Origin of the sequence: Leclercia sp. LSNIH1, assembly GCF_002902985.1 — a bacterium.
In the GTDB taxonomy this organism is placed as follows: Bacteria; Pseudomonadota; Gammaproteobacteria; order Enterobacterales; family Enterobacteriaceae; genus Enterobacter.
In genome coordinates this window covers 3,995,593-4,011,018 of record NZ_CP026167.1, presented here as the reverse complement: position 1 = coordinate 4,011,018, position 15,426 = coordinate 3,995,593, and the positions used below count along the sequence as shown (strand labels likewise).

The window sequence follows — 15,426 nt, the reverse complement described above, 5'->3', positions numbered from 1 at the left end:
AATGACAGCAAACGTAAAACCTTCTGCCGCCCCGAGTGCGGGCAGTGATGAAATTGATATTGGTCGTCTGATCGGAACCGTGGTCGAGGCGCGCTGGTGGGTGATTGGCATCACCGCGCTCTTTGCCGTTGCGGCGGTGATTTACACCTTTTTTGCCACCCCGATCTACAGCGCCGACGCGCTGGTACAAATAGAGCAAAACACCGGCAATTCGCTGGTGCAGGACATTGGTTCGGCGCTGGCAAACAAGCCGCCCGCCTCACAGGCGGAAATTGAGCTGATCCAGTCCCGCCTGGTGCTGGGAAAAACCGTGGACGATCTGGATCTCGACATCGGCGTTACTAAAAACACCTTCCCGGTGTTTGGTGCGGGCTGGGACCGGTTGATGGGCCGTCAGAATGATACGGTTAAAGTGACCACCTTCCAGCTTCCTGCCGGGGGCGCCAGCCAGGAGTTTACCCTTGAAGTGCTGGGGAAAGATCAGTATCAGCTTACCAGCGACGCCGGGTTTAGCGCCCGCGGCAAGGTGGGGGAGATGCTGAATAAAGATGGCGTCAGCATGATGGTCAGCGACATCCATGCCCAGAGCGGCAGCGAGTTCACCGTCAGCAAATTCTCAATGCTCGGGATGATCAATAATCTGCAGGGCAACCTGTCGGTCACCGAAACCGGAAAGGATACCGGGGTGCTGAGACTGACCTTTACCGGCGAGGATAAGGACAAGATCCGCGACATTCTCAACAGCATTACCCGCAACTACCAGGCGCAGAACGTGAAGCGTAAGTCGGAAGAGGCGTCAAAAAGCCTCGACTTCCTCGCGAAACAGCTCCCGGAAGTGCGCGCCCATCTGGATCAGGCCGAGAACAAGCTCAACGCTTTCCGTCAGGATAAAGACTCCGTCGACCTGCCGCTCGAAGCGAAGTCGGTGCTGGATTCGATGGTCAATATCGACGCCCAGATCAACGAGCTGACCTTTAAAGAGGCGGAAATTTCCAAACTCTACACCAAACGCCATCCGGCCTACCGTACGCTGCTGGAAAAACGCCAGACGCTGGAAGAGGAAAAAGCCAAACTCAATAACCGCGTCACCGCGATGCCAAAGACTCAGCAGGAGATCCTGCGTCTGACCCGCGACGTGGAGTCTGGCCAGCAGGTCTATATGCAGCTGCTGAACAAACAGCAGGAGCTGAAGATCACCGAGGCTAGCACCGTTGGCGATGTGCGTATTGTCGACCCGGCCATCACCCAGCCGGGCGTGCTGAAGCCGAAGAAGGCGCTGATTATTCTCGGCAGCATTATTCTCGGTCTGATGCTCTCCATCGTCGGCGTACTGCTGCGCTCCCTGTTTAACCGTGGGATCGAAAGCCCGCAGGTTCTGGAGGAGCACGGCATCAACGTCTACGCCAGCATCCCGCTGTCGGAGTGGCAGAAATCGCGTGACAGCGTCAAAACGTCCAATGGCATCAAACGTTACAAGCAGAGCCAGCTGCTGGCAGTCGGCAATCCGACGGATCTGGCTATCGAGGCTATCCGCAGCCTGCGCACCAGTCTGCACTTCGCCATGATGCAGGCCAGCAACAACGTATTGATGCTCAGCGGGGTCAGCCCCTCCATCGGCAAGACCTTTGTCTGCGCCAACCTGGCGGCGGTAGTCAGCCAGACTAACAAGCGCGTGCTGCTGATCGACTGCGATATGCGTAAGGGCTATACCCACGAGCTGCTCGGCACGAACAACGTAAACGGTCTGTCGGACATCCTGCTGGGCAAGGGCGATATCAGCCAGTGCGCGAAGCCGACCTCCATCCCTAACTTTGACCTGGTCACGCGCGGACAGGTGCCGCCGAACCCATCGGAACTGCTGATGAGCGAACGCTTTACCCAGCTGGTGAAGTGGGCCAGTGAAAACTATGACCTGGTGCTGATCGACACCCCGCCAATCCTCGCGGTAACGGATGCGGCAATTGTCGGTCGCCATGCGGGCACCACGCTGATGGTGGCGCGCTACGCGGTGAACACCCTGAAAGAGGTCGAAACCAGCCTCAGCCGCTTCGAACAGAACGGCATTGCGGTGAAAGGGGTGATCCTCAACTCCATCTTCCGCCGCGCCACCGGGTATCAAGATTACGGGTATTACGAGTACGAATATAAGTCGGACAGCAAGTAATGAGCCATTCGGGGAACACCATGACACCACGTCCTTTGATTTCCATTTATATGCCGACATGGAACCGTCAGCAGCTGGCGATCCGTGCGATAAAATCGGTATTACGCCAGGATTATGACCACTGGGAATTGATCATCGTCGATGACTGCTCCTCCTCGTACGAGCAGCTCCAGAAGTTTGTCGCTGACCTGGACGACCCGCGGGTGATCTACACCCATAACGCCATTAACTCCGGCGCCTGCGCGGTCCGCAATCAGGCTATTTTGCAGGCCTCTGGCCAGTATCTGACCGGTATTGACGATGACGACGAGTGGACGCCAAACCGGCTGTCTACCTTCCTGGCGCATCAGCATCACCTGGTTACCCACGCCTTTTTGTACGCCAACGACTATGTTTGCGAGGGGGAGGTCTACTCTCAGCCCGCCAGCCTGCCGTTGTACCCAAAATCGCCGTACTCCCGCCGCCTGTTCTACAAGCGCAACATTATCGGCAATCAGGTCTTTACCTGGGCGTGGCGCTTCAAGGAGTGCCTGTTCGATACGTCACTGGCCGCCGCCCAGGATTACGACATCTTCCTGCGGATGGTGGTGGAGTATGGCGAGCCGTGGAAGGTAGAAGAAGCCACTCAGATCCTGCACATCAATCATGGTGAAATGCAGATCACCTCGTCGCCGAAGAAGTTTTCCGGCTACTTCCACTTCTACCGCAAGCACCGGGATAAGTTCGACCGCGCCAGCCGCAAGTATCAGCTCTTTACGCTGTATCAGATCCGCAATAAGCGGATGAACTGGCGCACCCTGTTGACGCTGATTTCGGTTCGTAACGGTAAGCGTCTGGCCGACGGACTGCGGGGGAAATAATGGTGCTGGAAGATTGTCGCGCAAACAGCTGGAGCTTGCGCCCCTGCTGCATGGTGCTGGCCTATCGGGTGGCCCATTTTTGCTCGGTGTGGCGCAAAAAAAACGTCCTTAACAATCTCTGGGCGGCGCCGGTTCTGGTGCTTTACCGCCTCATCACCGAGTGCATTTTCGGCTACGAAATCCAGGCTGCGGCCACCATCGGCCGCCGCTTCACCATTCACCACGGCTATGCCGTGGTGATCAATAAATTCGTGGTCGCCGGGGATGATTTTACCATCCGCCACGGGGTGACCCTCGGTAACCGCGGCCCGGACAGCCTGGCCTGTCCGGTCATCGGCAATAACGTTGAGCTGGGTGCCAACGTGGTGATGATCGGTGATATCACCGTCGGTAATAACGTCACCGTGGGGGCAGGAAGCGTAGTGCTGGACAGCATCCCCGACAACGCGCTGGTGGTGGGCGAGAAGGCCCGCGTGAAGGTGATCAAATGAACATTCTGCAATTTAATGTCCGTCTCGCCGAGGGCGGGGCGGCGGGAGTGGCGCTGGATCTGCACCAGCGCGCGCTGCAAAAAGGACTTCAGTCGCGCTTTATCTACGGCTACGGCAAGGGCGGTAAAAAAAGCGTCAGCCACGATCGCTATCCGCAGGTGGTGAAACATACCCCGCGCCTGACCTCGGTGGCCAATATTGCCCTGTTCCGTCTGTTTAACCGCGATCTCTTTGGCAATCTTAACCGCCTCTATCGCACCGTTACCCGCACGCCGGACCCGGTAGTGCTCCATTTTCACGTCCTGCACAGCTACTGGCTGAAACTGGAAGAGGTCGTGGCGTTTTGCCAGAAGGTGCAGGCGCACAAACCCGACACCACGTTCGTCTGGACCCTGCACGATCACTGGAGCGTCACTGGCCGTTGCGCCTTTACCGACGGCTGCGAAGGCTGGAAAACGAACTGCCAGAAGTGCCCGACGCTCAGCAACTATCCGCCGGTGAAGGTGGATCGCGCCCATAAGCTGGTAGATGGCAAGCGTCAGCTGTTCCGTGACATGCTGGCGCTGGGCTGTCAGTTTATCTCTCCCAGCCAGCACGTGGCCGATGCCTTTAACAGCCTGTACGGGGCAGGGCGCTGCCGGATCATCAATAACGGTATCGACGTGGCGACAGAGGCGATTCTGGCAGAGCTGACCCCGGTCGCCGTTACCGCCGGCAAGCCGAAAATTGCCGTCGTCGCTCACGATCTGCGCTACGACGGCAAAACCAACCAGCAGCTGGTGCGGGATATGATGGCGCTTGGCGACAAGATCGAGCTGCACACCTTCGGCAAATTCTCGCCGTTTGAAGGGCCGAACGTGGTGAACCACGGCTTCGAAACCGACAAACGCAAACTGATGAACGCCCTGAACGGGATGGATGCGCTGGTGTTCAGCTCCAGGGTGGATAACTACCCGCTGATCCTGTGCGAAGCGCTCTCCATCGGAGTACCGGTGATCGCCACCCACAGCGACGCCGCGCGGGAAGTACTGGAAAAATCGGGGGGCAAAACCTTCAGCGAAGAGGAAGTGCTGCCTCTGGTGCAGCTGGCGAAAGCGGATATCGCCCAGGCGGTATTTGGCACCTCCCTTGAGGCATTCCGCACCCGCAGCCGCCAGGCCTACAGTGGACAACAGATGCTGGAGGAGTATGTCTCGTTCTATCAGAATCTGTAGCTATCTGCTGCTGCCGCTCATCTACCTGCTGGTCAACGTCAAGATTGCCCAGCTGGGAGAGAGCTTCCCCATCACTATCGTGACCTTTTTACCGCTGCTGCTGTTGCTGTTTGTCGACAAAATCAGCGTGAAAAAGCTGATGATAGCGCTGGGGCTGGGGGCGGGGCTGACGGCCTTCAACTACATTTTTGGTCAGTCGCTGGATGCCAGTAAATATGTTACTTCCACCATGCTGTTTGTCTATATCGTCATCATTATCGGCATGGTGTGGAGTATCCGCTTTAAAACCGTCTCGCCGCACAATTATCGGAAGATCCTCAGGTTCTTTTATCTGGTCATTGGAATCATTGTCACCCTCGCCGCACTGGAGATGGCGCAAATTATTCTGACCGGTGGCAGTAGCCTGATGGAAATAATTTCGAAATATCTTATTTACAGTAATAGCTATGTACTGAATTTCATTAAATTTGGCGGCAAACGTACCACAGCGCTCTATTTTGAACCGGCATTCTTCGCTCTGGCGTTAATCTCAATTTGGCTCAGCATCAAACAGTTTGGTATCAAAACGCCCAAGAGCGATGCTATGATTCTTACAGGAATCGTTCTGTCAGGATCGTTCTCTGGGGTTATGACGTTTATTCTGTTTTACCTTCTGGAGTGGGCGTTCCAGTATCTGAATAAAGAGGCGATCAGGAAAAAGTTACCTTTAGCGATCATTTCATTGTCCGTCTTTTTAGTCGGGGTGGTATTTGCCTTCCCGTATATTTCCGAGCGTCTGGGTGATTTGGGCACCGAAGGGTCATCATCTTATTATCGTATTATCGGTCCGCTGGTGATGGTGGGGTACTCTTTAACCCATATTGACGGTATAGTCAGATTTGGCTCACTTTATGAATATGTCGCATCATTCGGAATCTTTAACGGTGCGGACGTCGGAAAAACAATAGACAATGGCTTGTATCTGCTGATTATTTATTTTTCATGGTTCGCAGTATTATTAACGGCGTGGTATCTGTTTAAAGTTTTCAAAATGATGATCAGCGCCTTTGGTGATAATCAGAATTTTCGCGTACAGCTTTACCTCTTTACGCCAGTATCGCTGTTTTTTACCGGGTCAATATTTAGCCCAGAGTATGCATTTTTGATTGTATGCCCGTTTATTTTGCGCAAGGCGCTTAATATTACGCATTCATAACGAGGTGGTTTATGTTACTAAGCGTTATTACTGTCGCCTTTCGTAACTACGAGGGCGTGGTAAAAACCTGGCGGTCGCTGCGTAATCTGGCAGGCGATCCCAGCCTCAACTTTGAATGGATTGTGGTGGATGGTGGTTCGAACGACGGCACCGCAGAATTCCTCGAAAAACTGAATGGTGAGTATAACTTACGCTACATCAGCGAGAAAGATCGTGGTATCTACGATGCCATGAATAAAGGTATCGACATGGCGCAGGGGCGCTATGCCATCTTCCTTAATTCTGGCGATATTTTTCATGACGACGTAGCGCAGTTTGTCCGTCAACTCGTTCGAGTCCAGGATAACGCCATGTACATGGGCGATGCGTTACTTGATTTCGGTGATGGAAATAAAGTACGCCGTACGGCGAAACCGGGCTGGTATATTTATCACAGCCTGCCGGCCAGCCATCAGGCGATTTTCTTCCCGCTGAGCGGGTTAAAAACGTACCCGTACGATCTGCAGTACCGCGTTTCATCGGATTACGCACTGGCCGCTCGGCTGTATAAAGCCGGATATCCTTTTAAACGTCTGCCAGGTCTGGTTTCTGAATTTTCGATGGGCGGCGTGTCAACGTCGAATAATCTGGAATTATGCCAGGATGCCCGCAAGGTGCAGCGCGACATATTACGCGTGCCGGGCGTATGGGCGGAATTATCTTATTTATTGCGCCTTAAAACCACGGGTAAAACCAAAGCCTTATATAACAAAGTCTGAATATAAGGAAAAAGTATGCAGGAATTAAGCGGCTTCTCTGTGCCAAAAGGATTCCGTGGCGCAGGGGGGATTAAAGTGCAGTTATGGTGGGCGGTACAGGCGACATTATTTGCCTGGTCCCCACAAATTATGTATCGCTGGCGCGCATTTTTATTACGCAGCTTCGGTGCAAAAATCGGAAAAAACGTAGTGATTCGCCCGTCGGTAAAAATTACTTACCCATGGAAATTAACCCTTGGGGATAACGCCTGGGTTGGTGACGGCGCGGTGTTATATACGCTGGGTGAAATTTCGATTGGCGCGAATGCAGTGGTATCTCAGAAATGCTACCTCTGTACCGGCAGCCACGATTATATGAGTCAACATTTTGATATTAACGCGCAGCCAATCACCATTGGCGAGAAATGCTGGCTGGCGACCGACGTATTTGTCGCCCCCGGCGTCTCCATTGGCAATGGCACCGTTATTGGTGCGCGCAGCAGTGTTTTTAAGTCGCTACCGGCAAACAAACTTTGCCGTGGCAATCCCGCAGTGGTGATACGCGAACGCGTTGAAACTGAATAACTTCTGATAAGTCTGGAGAAAATAAACATGTCTAAAGTCGCTCTCATCACCGGCGTAACCGGACAGGATGGTTCTTATCTGGCGGAACTCCTGCTGGAAAAAGGCTATGAAGTGCACGGAATCAAACGTCGTGCCTCCTCTTTTAACACCGAGCGCGTGGATCATATCTATCAGGATCCGCACGCGGCGAACCCGAAATTCCATCTGCACTACGGCGATCTGACCGATACCTCCAACCTGACCCGTATTCTGCAGGAAGTCCAGCCGGATGAAGTCTATAACCTGGGCGCGATGAGCCACGTGGCCGTCTCCTTCGAATCCCCGGAATATACCGCTGACGTGGATGCCATCGGCACCCTGCGTCTGCTGGAAGCGATTCGTTTCCTCGGTCTTGAGAAGAAAACCCGTTTCTATCAGGCCTCCACCTCCGAGCTCTACGGCCTGGTGCAGGAGATCCCACAGAAAGAGACGACGCCGTTCTACCCGCGCTCCCCGTATGCAGTGGCAAAAATGTACGCCTACTGGATCACCGTTAACTACCGTGAATCCTACGGCATGTACGCCTGCAACGGCATCCTGTTCAACCACGAGTCTCCGCGCCGTGGCGAGACCTTCGTGACCCGTAAGATCACCCGCGCGATCGCCAACATCGCCCAGGGCCTGGAGAAGAAGCTCCACCTCGGCAATATGGACTCCCTGCGTGACTGGGGCCATGCCAAAGACTACGTAAAAATGCAGTGGATGATGCTGCAGCAGGAAAAACCGGAAGACTTCGTTATCGCCACCGGCGTGCAGTACTCCGTGCGTCAGTTCGTTGAGATGGCCGCTGCTCAGCTGGGCATCAAGCTGCGCTTCGAAGGCACCGGCGTGGACGAGAAAGGTATTGTGGTCTCCGTCACCGGCCACGACGCACCGGGCGTACAGCCGGGCGACGTGATTGTGGAAGTTGACCCGCGCTACTTCCGTCCTGCCGAGGTAGAAACCCTGCTGGGCGACCCGACCAAGGCGCACGAAAAACTGGGCTGGAAACCAGAAACCACGCTGCAGGAGATGGTCTCCGAGATGGTGGCAAAAGATCTCGAAGCGGCGAAAAAACACTCCTTGCTTAAATCCCACGGCTACGAGGTTGCCATCGCGCTGGAGTCCTGAGAATGACCAAACAACGTATTTTTGTTGCCGGACATCGCGGGATGGTGGGTTCGGCGATTGTTCGCCAGCTGGAGCAGCGTGGCAACGTCGAGCTGGTGCTGCGCACCCGTGACGAGCTTAACCTGCTGGATGCGCAAGCAGTCGAGGCTTTCTTTGCTGAACAGCGCATCGACCAGGTCTATCTGGCGGCGGCAAAAGTGGGTGGGATTGTCGCCAACAATACCTACCCGGCGGATTTCATCTACGAGAACATGATGATCGAGAGCAACATCATTCACGCGGCGCACCTGCACAACGTGAACAAGCTGCTGTTCCTCGGCTCATCCTGTATCTACCCGAAGATGGCGAAGCAGCCTATTGCCGAGAGCGAGCTGCTGCAGGGCACGCTTGAGGCAACCAACGAGCCCTACGCGATTGCCAAGATTGCCGGGATCAAGCTGTGCGAGTCCTACAACCGCCAGTATGGCCGCGACTATCGTTCGGTGATGCCGACCAACCTGTACGGCCCGAACGATAACTTCCACCCGAGCAACTCCCATGTGATCCCGGCGCTGCTGCGCCGGTTCCATGAAGCCACCGTCAGCAACGCACCGGAAGTGGTGGTGTGGGGCAGCGGCACGCCGATGCGCGAATTCCTGCACGTGGATGATATGGCTGCCGCCAGCATTCATGTGATGGAGCTGGCCCGCGAGGTGTGGCAGGAGAATACCGAGCCGATGCTGTCGCATATCAACGTTGGCACCGGGGTGGACTGCACTATCCGCGAACTGGCTGAAACCATCGCTGAGGTGGTGGGGTACAAGGGCCGCGTGGCCTTCGATGCCACTAAACCCGACGGCACCCCGCGCAAGCTGCTGGACGTGACCCGTCTGCACCAGCTGGGCTGGTTCCACGAGGTGACGCTGGCCCAGGGGCTGGCCAGCACCTATCAGTGGTTCCTGGAAAATCAGCACCGCTTCCGGGGGTAATTATGTTTTTAAGTCAGGAAGATTTTGCCACGGTAGTGCGTTCCACGCCGCTGATCTCCATCGATCTGATTGTGGAGAACGAGCGTGGCGAGTTCCTGCTCGGACAGCGCACCAATCGTCCGGCACAGGGCTACTGGTTCGTGCCAGGTGGGCGGGTGCAGAAAGATGAGACGCTGGAAAATGCCTTTGCGCGTCTGACGCAGGCGGAGCTGGGGCTCCGTCTGCCGATGACGGCAGGGCAGTTCTACGGGGTCTGGCAGCACTTCTATGACGACAACTTTTCCGGCACCGATTTCACCACCCACTATGTGGTGCTCGGTTTTCGCCTGAAGGTCAATCAGGCAGAGCTGCATCTGCCTGATGCGCAGCATGACGACTATCGCTGGCTGACGCCCGACGCGCTGCTGGCCAGCGATAACGTCCATGACAACAGCCGGGCCTATTTTCTGAAGCAGGCCGGAGTGCCGGGTTTATGAAAATTCTCGTATACGGCATTAACTACTCGCCAGAGCTGACCGGGATCGGTAAGTACACCGGCGAGATGGTGGAGTGGATGGCCCGCCAGGGTCATGAGGTGCGGGTCATTACCGCACCACCTTATTACCCGGAGTGGCAGGTGGACGAGCACTATTCCAGCTGGCGCTACCGCCGCGAAGAGGGGGCCGCGACCGTCTGGCGCTGTCCGCTTTACGTGCCAAAGCAGCCCTCGACCTTAAAGCGGTTGATTCATCTGGGCAGCTTTGCCCTGAGCAGTTTCTTCCCGCTGATGGCGCAACGTCGCTGGAAGCCGGATCGCATTATCGGCGTGGTGCCGACCCTGTTTTGCACCCCAGGTATGCGCCTGCTGGGCAAGCTCTCAGGCGCCCGCACCCTGCTGCACATTCAGGATTACGAAGTGGACGCCATGCTGGGCCTGGGAATGGCCGGGAAAGGCAAGGGCGGCAAAGTGGCGAAACTGGCCAGCGCCTTCGAGCGCAGCAGCCTGCATAACGTCGATTACGTCTCGACCATCTCCCGCTCGATGATGAACAAAGCGCAGGAGAAGGGCGTGGCAGCGGAGAAGGTGATCTTCTTTCCAAACTGGTCGGAAGTGGCCCGTTTTCGCGATGTGACTGCTGTTGAGGCGGCGGCCCTGCGCGAGCAGCTGGGTCTGCCAGAAGCCAAAAAAATCATTCTCTATTCGGGCAACATCGGTGAGAAGCAGGGGCTTGAGAACGTTATTGATGCCGCTGAGCAGCTCCGCGACCAGCCCTGGCAGTTTGTGATTGTCGGCCAGGGGGGTGGCAAAGCGCGGCTGCAAAAGATGGCCCAGGAACGTGGCCTGCAGAACATCACTTTCCTGCCGCTGCAGCCCTACGAGGCCTTACCGGCGCTGCTGAAGATGGCCGATTGCCATCTGGTTGTGCAAAAGCGCGGCGCGGCGGATGCCGTTCTGCCCTCCAAGCTGACCAACATTCTGGCGGTGGGCGGCAACGCGGTGATCACCGCCGAGGCCCATACCGAGCTGGGCCAGCTGTGCGACACCCTGCCGGGGATCGCGGTGTGCGTCGAGCCGGAGTCGGTATCCGCCCTGGTAGGCGGGATCGAACAGGCGCTGAATATGCCCAAAGAGAACGCCATCGCGCGTGACTATGCCGAACGCACGCTCGAGAAAGAGAACGTGCTGAACCAGTTTATTGCAGATATTCGGGGATAAATCATGAATAAGAATACGTTGTACCCGGTTGTGATGGCGGGTGGCTCAGGTAGCCGGTTATGGCCACTCTCCCGCGTGCTCTATCCGAAACAGTTCCTCTGCCTGAAAGGGGAGCTCACCATGCTGCAGACCACGGTAAACCGTCTTAATGGCGTCGATTGCGAAAGCCCGGTGGTGATCTGTAATGAACAGCACCGCTTTATCGTCGCCGAGCAGCTGCGACAGCTGAACAAGCTCACCGAAAATATCATTCTTGAACCGGCCGGACGCAATACCGCCCCGGCCATCGCTCTCGCCGCGCTGGCGGCGAAGCGCAGCAGCCCGGATTGCGATCCGCTGATGCTGGTGCTGGCGGCGGATCACGTCATCCAGCAGGAAGAGGCGTTCCGCGATGCGGTGCGTGCCGCCATCCCTTATGCCGAAAGCGGCAAGCTGGTCACCTTCGGCATCGTGCCGGACCTGCCGGAGACCGGCTATGGCTATATCCGTCGCGGTAACGTCACGCCGGGGGAGGGCGACAGCCTGGCCTTTGACGTCGCGCAGTTCGTTGAGAAACCGAATCTGGAAACCGCGCAGGCCTACGTCGCCAGCGGCGAGTACTACTGGAACAGCGGTATGTTCCTGTTCCGCGCCGGACGCTATCTGGAAGAGCTGCAAAAGTATCGCCCGGACATCCTGGAAGCCTGCGAACGCGCAATGGCCACCGTCGACCCGGATCTGGACTTTATCCGCGTGGACGAAGCCGCGTTCCTTGCCTGCCCGGAGGAGTCGGTGGATTACGCGGTAATGGAACGTACCGCCGATGCGGTGGTGGTGCCGATGGATGCGGGCTGGAGCGACGTCGGCTCCTGGTCATCCCTGTGGGAGATCAGCGCGCACACGCCGGAAGGTAACGTCCATCACGGGGATGTGATCAGCCATAAAACCGAGAACAGCTATGTCTATGCCGAATCGGGCCTGGTCACCACCGTCGGCGTTAAAGATCTGGTTGTAGTACAGACCAAAGACGCGGTGCTGATTGCCGATCGCAACGCGGTGCAGGACGTCAAAAAAGTGGTGGAGCAGATCAAGGCCGATGGCCGCCATGAGCACCACATTCACCGCGAAGTCTATCGTCCGTGGGGCAAATATGACTCCATCGACGAAGGTGACCGTTATCAGGTGAAACGCATCACCGTTAAACCGGGCGAGGGGCTGTCGGTGCAGATGCATCATCACCGGGCGGAACACTGGGTAGTGGTGGCAGGTACCGCCAAAGTCACTATCGACAATGTTGAAACCCTGCTCGGTGAAAACGAATCGATTTATATCCCGCTGGGGGCGACGCACTGCCTGGAAAACCCTGGGAAAATCCCTCTCGATCTGATTGAAGTGCGCTCCGGCTCCTATCTGGAAGAGGACGATATCGTCCGATTTGAGGACAGATACGGCAGGGTGTAGCACTAACGCATTTTGCCCGGTGGCGCTGCGCTTACCGGGCCTACGAAAACAAAAAAATCAAATTGGCCTGTATATCGGGCGGGCCAACTGTTGCCTGAAAAAGGGGTAATGATGCAAAAATTAACCTGTTTTAAAGCCTACGACATTCGCGGCAAGCTCGGTGAAGAGCTGAATGAGGACATTGCGTGGCGCATTGGCCGCGCGTACGGCGAATATTTAAAGCCGAAAACCATCGTGCTGGGCGGCGACGTCCGTTTGACCAGCGAAGCGTTAAAACTGGCGCTGGCTAAAGGGTTGCAGGACGCGGGCGTGGATGTGCTGGATATCGGCCTTTCCGGTACCGAAGAGATCTATTTTGCCACCTTCCATTTAGGCGTGGACGGCGGGATCGAAGTGACCGCCAGTCATAATCCGATGGACTATAACGGCATGAAGTTGGTGCGCGAGGGTGCGCGCCCGATCAGCGGCGATACCGGCCTGCGCGACGTACAGCGTCTGGCGGAAGCCAACGACTTCCCACCGGTGAACGAGTCAACGCGCGGCAGCTATAAGAAAACCGATCTGCGTGATGCTTACATCGATCACCTGCTGGGCTACATCAATGTGGCGAACCTCAAACCGCTGAAGCTGGTCATCAACTCCGGCAACGGCGCCGCAGGCCCGGTGGTGGATGCCCTGGAAGCGCGCTTTAAGGCGCTTAACGTGCCGGTCACCTTCGTCAAAGTGCACAACACCCCGGACGGCACCTTCCCGAACGGTATTCCAAACCCGCTGCTGCCGGAGTGCCGCGACGATACCCGCAATGCAGTGATTGAACATGGCGCGGATATGGGCATCGCCTTTGACGGCGACTTCGACCGCTGCTTCCTGTTCGACGAAAAGGGGCAGTTTATCGAGGGCTACTATATCGTCGGCCTGCTGGCGGAAGCCTTCCTTGAGAAAAACCCCGGCTCGCGCATCATTCATGACCCGCGCCTCTCCTGGAATACGGTGGATGTGGTCTCCGCGGCAGGCGGCACACCGGTGATGTCCAAAACCGGTCACGCCTTTATCAAAGAGCGGATGCGCGAAGAAGACGCGATTTATGGCGGCGAGATGAGCGCCCATCACTACTTCCGCGATTTTGCCTACTGCGACAGCGGGATGATCCCGTGGCTGCTGGTGACCGAGCTGCTGTGCCTGAAGGGCCAGTCGCTGGGTGAACTGGTGCGCGACCGCATGGCGGCCTTCCCGGCGAGCGGCGAGATCAACAGCACGCTGGCGGCACCTGCCGAGGCGATTGCCCGGGTGGAGCATCACTTTGCCCTGCACGCGCTGGAGATCGACCGTACAGACGGTATCAGCATGACCTTCCCGCAGTGGCGCTTCAACCTGCGCTCGTCCAACACCGAGCCGGTGGTGCGCCTGAACGTAGAATCCCGTGCCGATGCGGCGCTGATGGCGGCGCGAACACAGGACATTATGGCGCTGTTGAATCAGTAACCTTTCCCCCTCTCCCGTTGGGGGAGGGGGCCCTGAAACAGGAACAACGATGACAAATCTAAAAAAGCGCGAGCGAGCCAAAACGAATGCATCGTTAATCTCTATGGTGCAGCGTTTTTCTGATATCACCATCATGTTCGGTGGGTTGTGGATGGTGTGTAAAATCAGCGGGCTGCCGTTCCTCTACATGCATCTGCTGATGGCGCTGATCGCGCTGGTCGTCTTCCAGATGATCGGCGGCATGACCGACTTCTACCGTTCATGGCGGGGCGTCAAAATCACCACCGAGCTGCAACTGCTGTTGCAGAACTGGACCTTAAGCCTGGTCTTCAGCTTCGGGCTGGTGGCCTTCAACAACGACTTCGATAATCGCTTTGCTACCTATTTTGCCTGGTATCTGCTAACCAGCGTGGGGATGGTGGTCTGTCGCTCTCTGATCCGCTTTGGCGCGGGCTGGCTGCGTAACCGGGGTTACAACACCCGCCGGGTGGCGGTAGCCGGGAGCCTGCCGGCCGGACTGGCGCTGCTTGACGGTTTTCGCAAAGAGCCGTGGCTGGGCTTTGACGTGGTGGGCGTTTATCACGACGCGCAGCCGGGTGGCGTCTCTTCGGACTGGGCCGGTAACTATTCGCAGCTGATTGACGATGCCAAAGCGGGCAAGATCCATAACGTCTACATTGCCATGCCGATGAGCGACGAGGCCCGTATCAAAACCCTGATGCGTAAGCTGGCAGACACCACCTGCTCGGTGATCCTCATCCCGGACGTGTTCACCTTTAACATTCTGCATTCCCGTATCGAAGAGGTGAACGGCGTACCGGTAGTGCCCCTGTATGACACGCCGCTCTCTGGCCTCAACCGGGTGCTGAAGCGCGTGGAGGACATCGTGCTGTCATCCCTGATCCTGCTGCTGATCTCCCCGGTGCTGTGCGCCATTGCGCTGGCGGTGAAGCTCACGTCAAAGGGGCCGGTGATCTTCCGCCAGACCCGTTACGGTATGGATGGTAAGCCGATCATGGTGTGGAAATTCCGCTCCATGAAGGTGATGGAAAACGACAACGTGGTGACCCAGGCGACGCAAAACGATCCGCGCGTCACCCGCGTGGGTAACTTCCTGCGCCGCACCTCGCTTGATGAACTGCCGCAGTTTATCAATGTGTTTACCGGTGGGATGTCCATTGTCGGCCCACGCCCGCACGCGGTAGCGCATAACGAGCAGTATCGTCAGCTTATCGAAGGTTACATGCTGCGCCACAAGGTGAAGCCGGGTATCACCGGCTGGGCGCAGATCAACGGCTGGCGCGGCGAAACTGACACCCTGGAGAAAATGGAAAAACGCATTGAGTTCGACCTCGAGTACATCCGCGAGTGGAGCCTCTGGTTCGATATCAAGATCGTCTTTCTGACCATCTTCAAGGGCTTTGTGAACAAAGCGGCGTACTGAC

At 56.6% G+C, this 15,426-nt stretch carries 14 protein-coding genes; all 14 read left to right on the top strand.

Going from position 1 to position 15,426, the window contains the following annotated elements; all coding sequences use genetic code 11:
• The first annotated feature begins 1 nt into the window (after window position 1).
• The 14 genes from wzc (at window position 2) to wcaJ (ending at window position 15,425) form a co-directional block, all read left to right on the top strand.
• On the top strand, window positions 2-2,164 hold the full coding sequence (gene wzc, locus C2U54_RS19910) for a tyrosine-protein kinase Wzc (RefSeq protein WP_103180225.1): 2,163 nt from the start codon (window positions 2-4) through the stop codon (window positions 2,162-2,164).
• Window positions 2,165-2,184: 20 nt separating this feature from the next.
• On the top strand, window positions 2,185-3,024 hold the full coding sequence (gene wcaA, locus C2U54_RS19905; RefSeq protein WP_103181110.1) for a colanic acid biosynthesis glycosyltransferase WcaA: 840 nt from the start codon (window positions 2,185-2,187) through the stop codon (window positions 3,022-3,024).
• Between the two features lie 2 nt (window positions 3,025-3,026).
• On the top strand, window positions 3,027-3,515 hold the full coding sequence (gene wcaB, locus C2U54_RS19900) for a colanic acid biosynthesis acetyltransferase WcaB (protein WP_103181109.1): 489 nt from the start codon (window positions 3,027-3,029) through the stop codon (window positions 3,513-3,515).
• A complete protein-coding gene (wcaC, locus tag C2U54_RS19895) occupies window positions 3,512-4,729 on the top strand; it encodes a colanic acid biosynthesis glycosyltransferase WcaC (protein WP_103180224.1) in 1,218 nt (405 codons plus the stop codon). The genes wcaB and wcaC overlap by 4 nt, the downstream gene beginning before the upstream one ends.
• Entirely contained in the window at window positions 4,704-5,924 is a 1,221-nt protein-coding gene (gene wcaD, locus C2U54_RS19890; RefSeq protein ID WP_103180223.1) for a colanic acid polymerase WcaD, read from the top strand. Before wcaC ends, wcaD begins: the two co-directional genes overlap by 26 nt.
• 11 nt (window positions 5,925-5,935) lie before the next feature.
• Complete coding sequence (wcaE, locus tag C2U54_RS19885; protein ID WP_103180222.1) at window positions 5,936-6,682, top strand: colanic acid biosynthesis glycosyltransferase WcaE; 747 nt, start codon at window positions 5,936-5,938, stop codon at window positions 6,680-6,682.
• Window positions 6,683-6,697: 15 nt separating this feature from the next.
• Window positions 6,698-7,246: a colanic acid biosynthesis acetyltransferase WcaF gene (gene wcaF, locus C2U54_RS19880; RefSeq protein ID WP_103180221.1), complete on the top strand. Its 549-nt coding sequence runs from the start codon at window positions 6,698-6,700 to the stop codon at window positions 7,244-7,246.
• 27 nt (window positions 7,247-7,273) lie between these two features.
• Window positions 7,274-8,395: a GDP-mannose 4,6-dehydratase gene (gmd, locus tag C2U54_RS19875; RefSeq protein WP_103180220.1), complete on the top strand. Its 1,122-nt coding sequence runs from the start codon at window positions 7,274-7,276 to the stop codon at window positions 8,393-8,395.
• Between the two features lie 2 nt (window positions 8,396-8,397).
• A complete protein-coding gene (gene fcl / locus C2U54_RS19870; RefSeq protein ID WP_103180219.1) occupies window positions 8,398-9,363 on the top strand; it encodes a GDP-L-fucose synthase in 966 nt (321 codons plus the stop codon).
• Window positions 9,364-9,365: 2 nt separating this feature from the next.
• On the top strand, window positions 9,366-9,839 hold the full coding sequence (locus C2U54_RS19865) for a GDP-mannose mannosyl hydrolase (RefSeq protein WP_103180218.1): 474 nt from the start codon (window positions 9,366-9,368) through the stop codon (window positions 9,837-9,839).
• Window positions 9,836-11,059, top strand: a complete 1,224-nt coding sequence (gene wcaI / locus C2U54_RS19860; RefSeq protein ID WP_103180217.1) for a colanic acid biosynthesis fucosyltransferase WcaI — start codon at window positions 9,836-9,838, stop codon at window positions 11,057-11,059. Before C2U54_RS19865 ends, wcaI begins: the two co-directional genes overlap by 4 nt.
• A 3-nt stretch (window positions 11,060-11,062) precedes the next feature.
• Window positions 11,063-12,499 carry a mannose-1-phosphate guanyltransferase gene (gene cpsB / locus C2U54_RS19855; RefSeq protein WP_103180216.1) on the top strand — a complete coding sequence of 479 codons (1,437 nt, stop codon included), beginning with the start codon at window positions 11,063-11,065 and terminating at the stop codon, window positions 12,497-12,499.
• A 111-nt stretch (window positions 12,500-12,610) separates the two neighbouring features.
• Window positions 12,611-13,981: a colanic acid biosynthesis phosphomannomutase CpsG gene (gene cpsG / locus C2U54_RS19850; RefSeq protein WP_103180215.1), complete on the top strand. Its 1,371-nt coding sequence runs from the start codon at window positions 12,611-12,613 to the stop codon at window positions 13,979-13,981.
• A gap of 49 nt (window positions 13,982-14,030) precedes the next feature.
• Window positions 14,031-15,425, top strand: a complete 1,395-nt coding sequence (gene wcaJ / locus C2U54_RS19845) for an undecaprenyl-phosphate glucose phosphotransferase (RefSeq protein ID WP_103180214.1) — start codon at window positions 14,031-14,033, stop codon at window positions 15,423-15,425.
• Window position 15,426 lies beyond the last annotated feature (1 nt).

Excerpts from the sequence above, each read along its gene's own strand:
- wcaJ (WP_103180214.1), top strand. The coding sequence starts at position 14,031 with ATGACAAATCTAAAAAAGCGCGAGCGAGCCAAAACGAATGCATCGTTA.
- cpsG (WP_103180215.1), top strand. The coding sequence starts at position 12,611 with ATGCAAAAATTAACCTGTTTTAAAGCCTACGACATTCGCGGCAAGCTC.
- wcaI (WP_103180217.1), top strand. The coding sequence starts at position 9,836 with ATGAAAATTCTCGTATACGGCATTAACTACTCGCCAGAGCTGACCGGG.
- wcaF (WP_103180221.1), top strand. The coding sequence starts at position 6,698 with ATGCAGGAATTAAGCGGCTTCTCTGTGCCAAAAGGATTCCGTGGCGCA.
- C2U54_RS19865 (WP_103180218.1), top strand. The coding sequence starts at position 9,366 with ATGTTTTTAAGTCAGGAAGATTTTGCCACGGTAGTGCGTTCCACGCCG.
- wcaD (WP_103180223.1), top strand. The coding sequence starts at position 4,704 with ATGTCTCGTTCTATCAGAATCTGTAGCTATCTGCTGCTGCCGCTCATC.
- fcl (WP_103180219.1), top strand. The coding sequence starts at position 8,398 with ATGACCAAACAACGTATTTTTGTTGCCGGACATCGCGGGATGGTGGGT.
- cpsB (WP_103180216.1), top strand. The coding sequence starts at position 11,063 with ATGAATAAGAATACGTTGTACCCGGTTGTGATGGCGGGTGGCTCAGGT.
- wzc (WP_103180225.1), top strand. The coding sequence starts at position 2 with ATGACAGCAAACGTAAAACCTTCTGCCGCCCCGAGTGCGGGCAGTGAT.
- wcaC (WP_103180224.1), top strand. The coding sequence starts at position 3,512 with ATGAACATTCTGCAATTTAATGTCCGTCTCGCCGAGGGCGGGGCGGCG.
- wcaE (WP_103180222.1), top strand. The coding sequence starts at position 5,936 with ATGTTACTAAGCGTTATTACTGTCGCCTTTCGTAACTACGAGGGCGTG.
- gmd (WP_103180220.1), top strand. The coding sequence starts at position 7,274 with ATGTCTAAAGTCGCTCTCATCACCGGCGTAACCGGACAGGATGGTTCT.
- wcaA (WP_103181110.1), top strand. The coding sequence starts at position 2,185 with ATGACACCACGTCCTTTGATTTCCATTTATATGCCGACATGGAACCGT.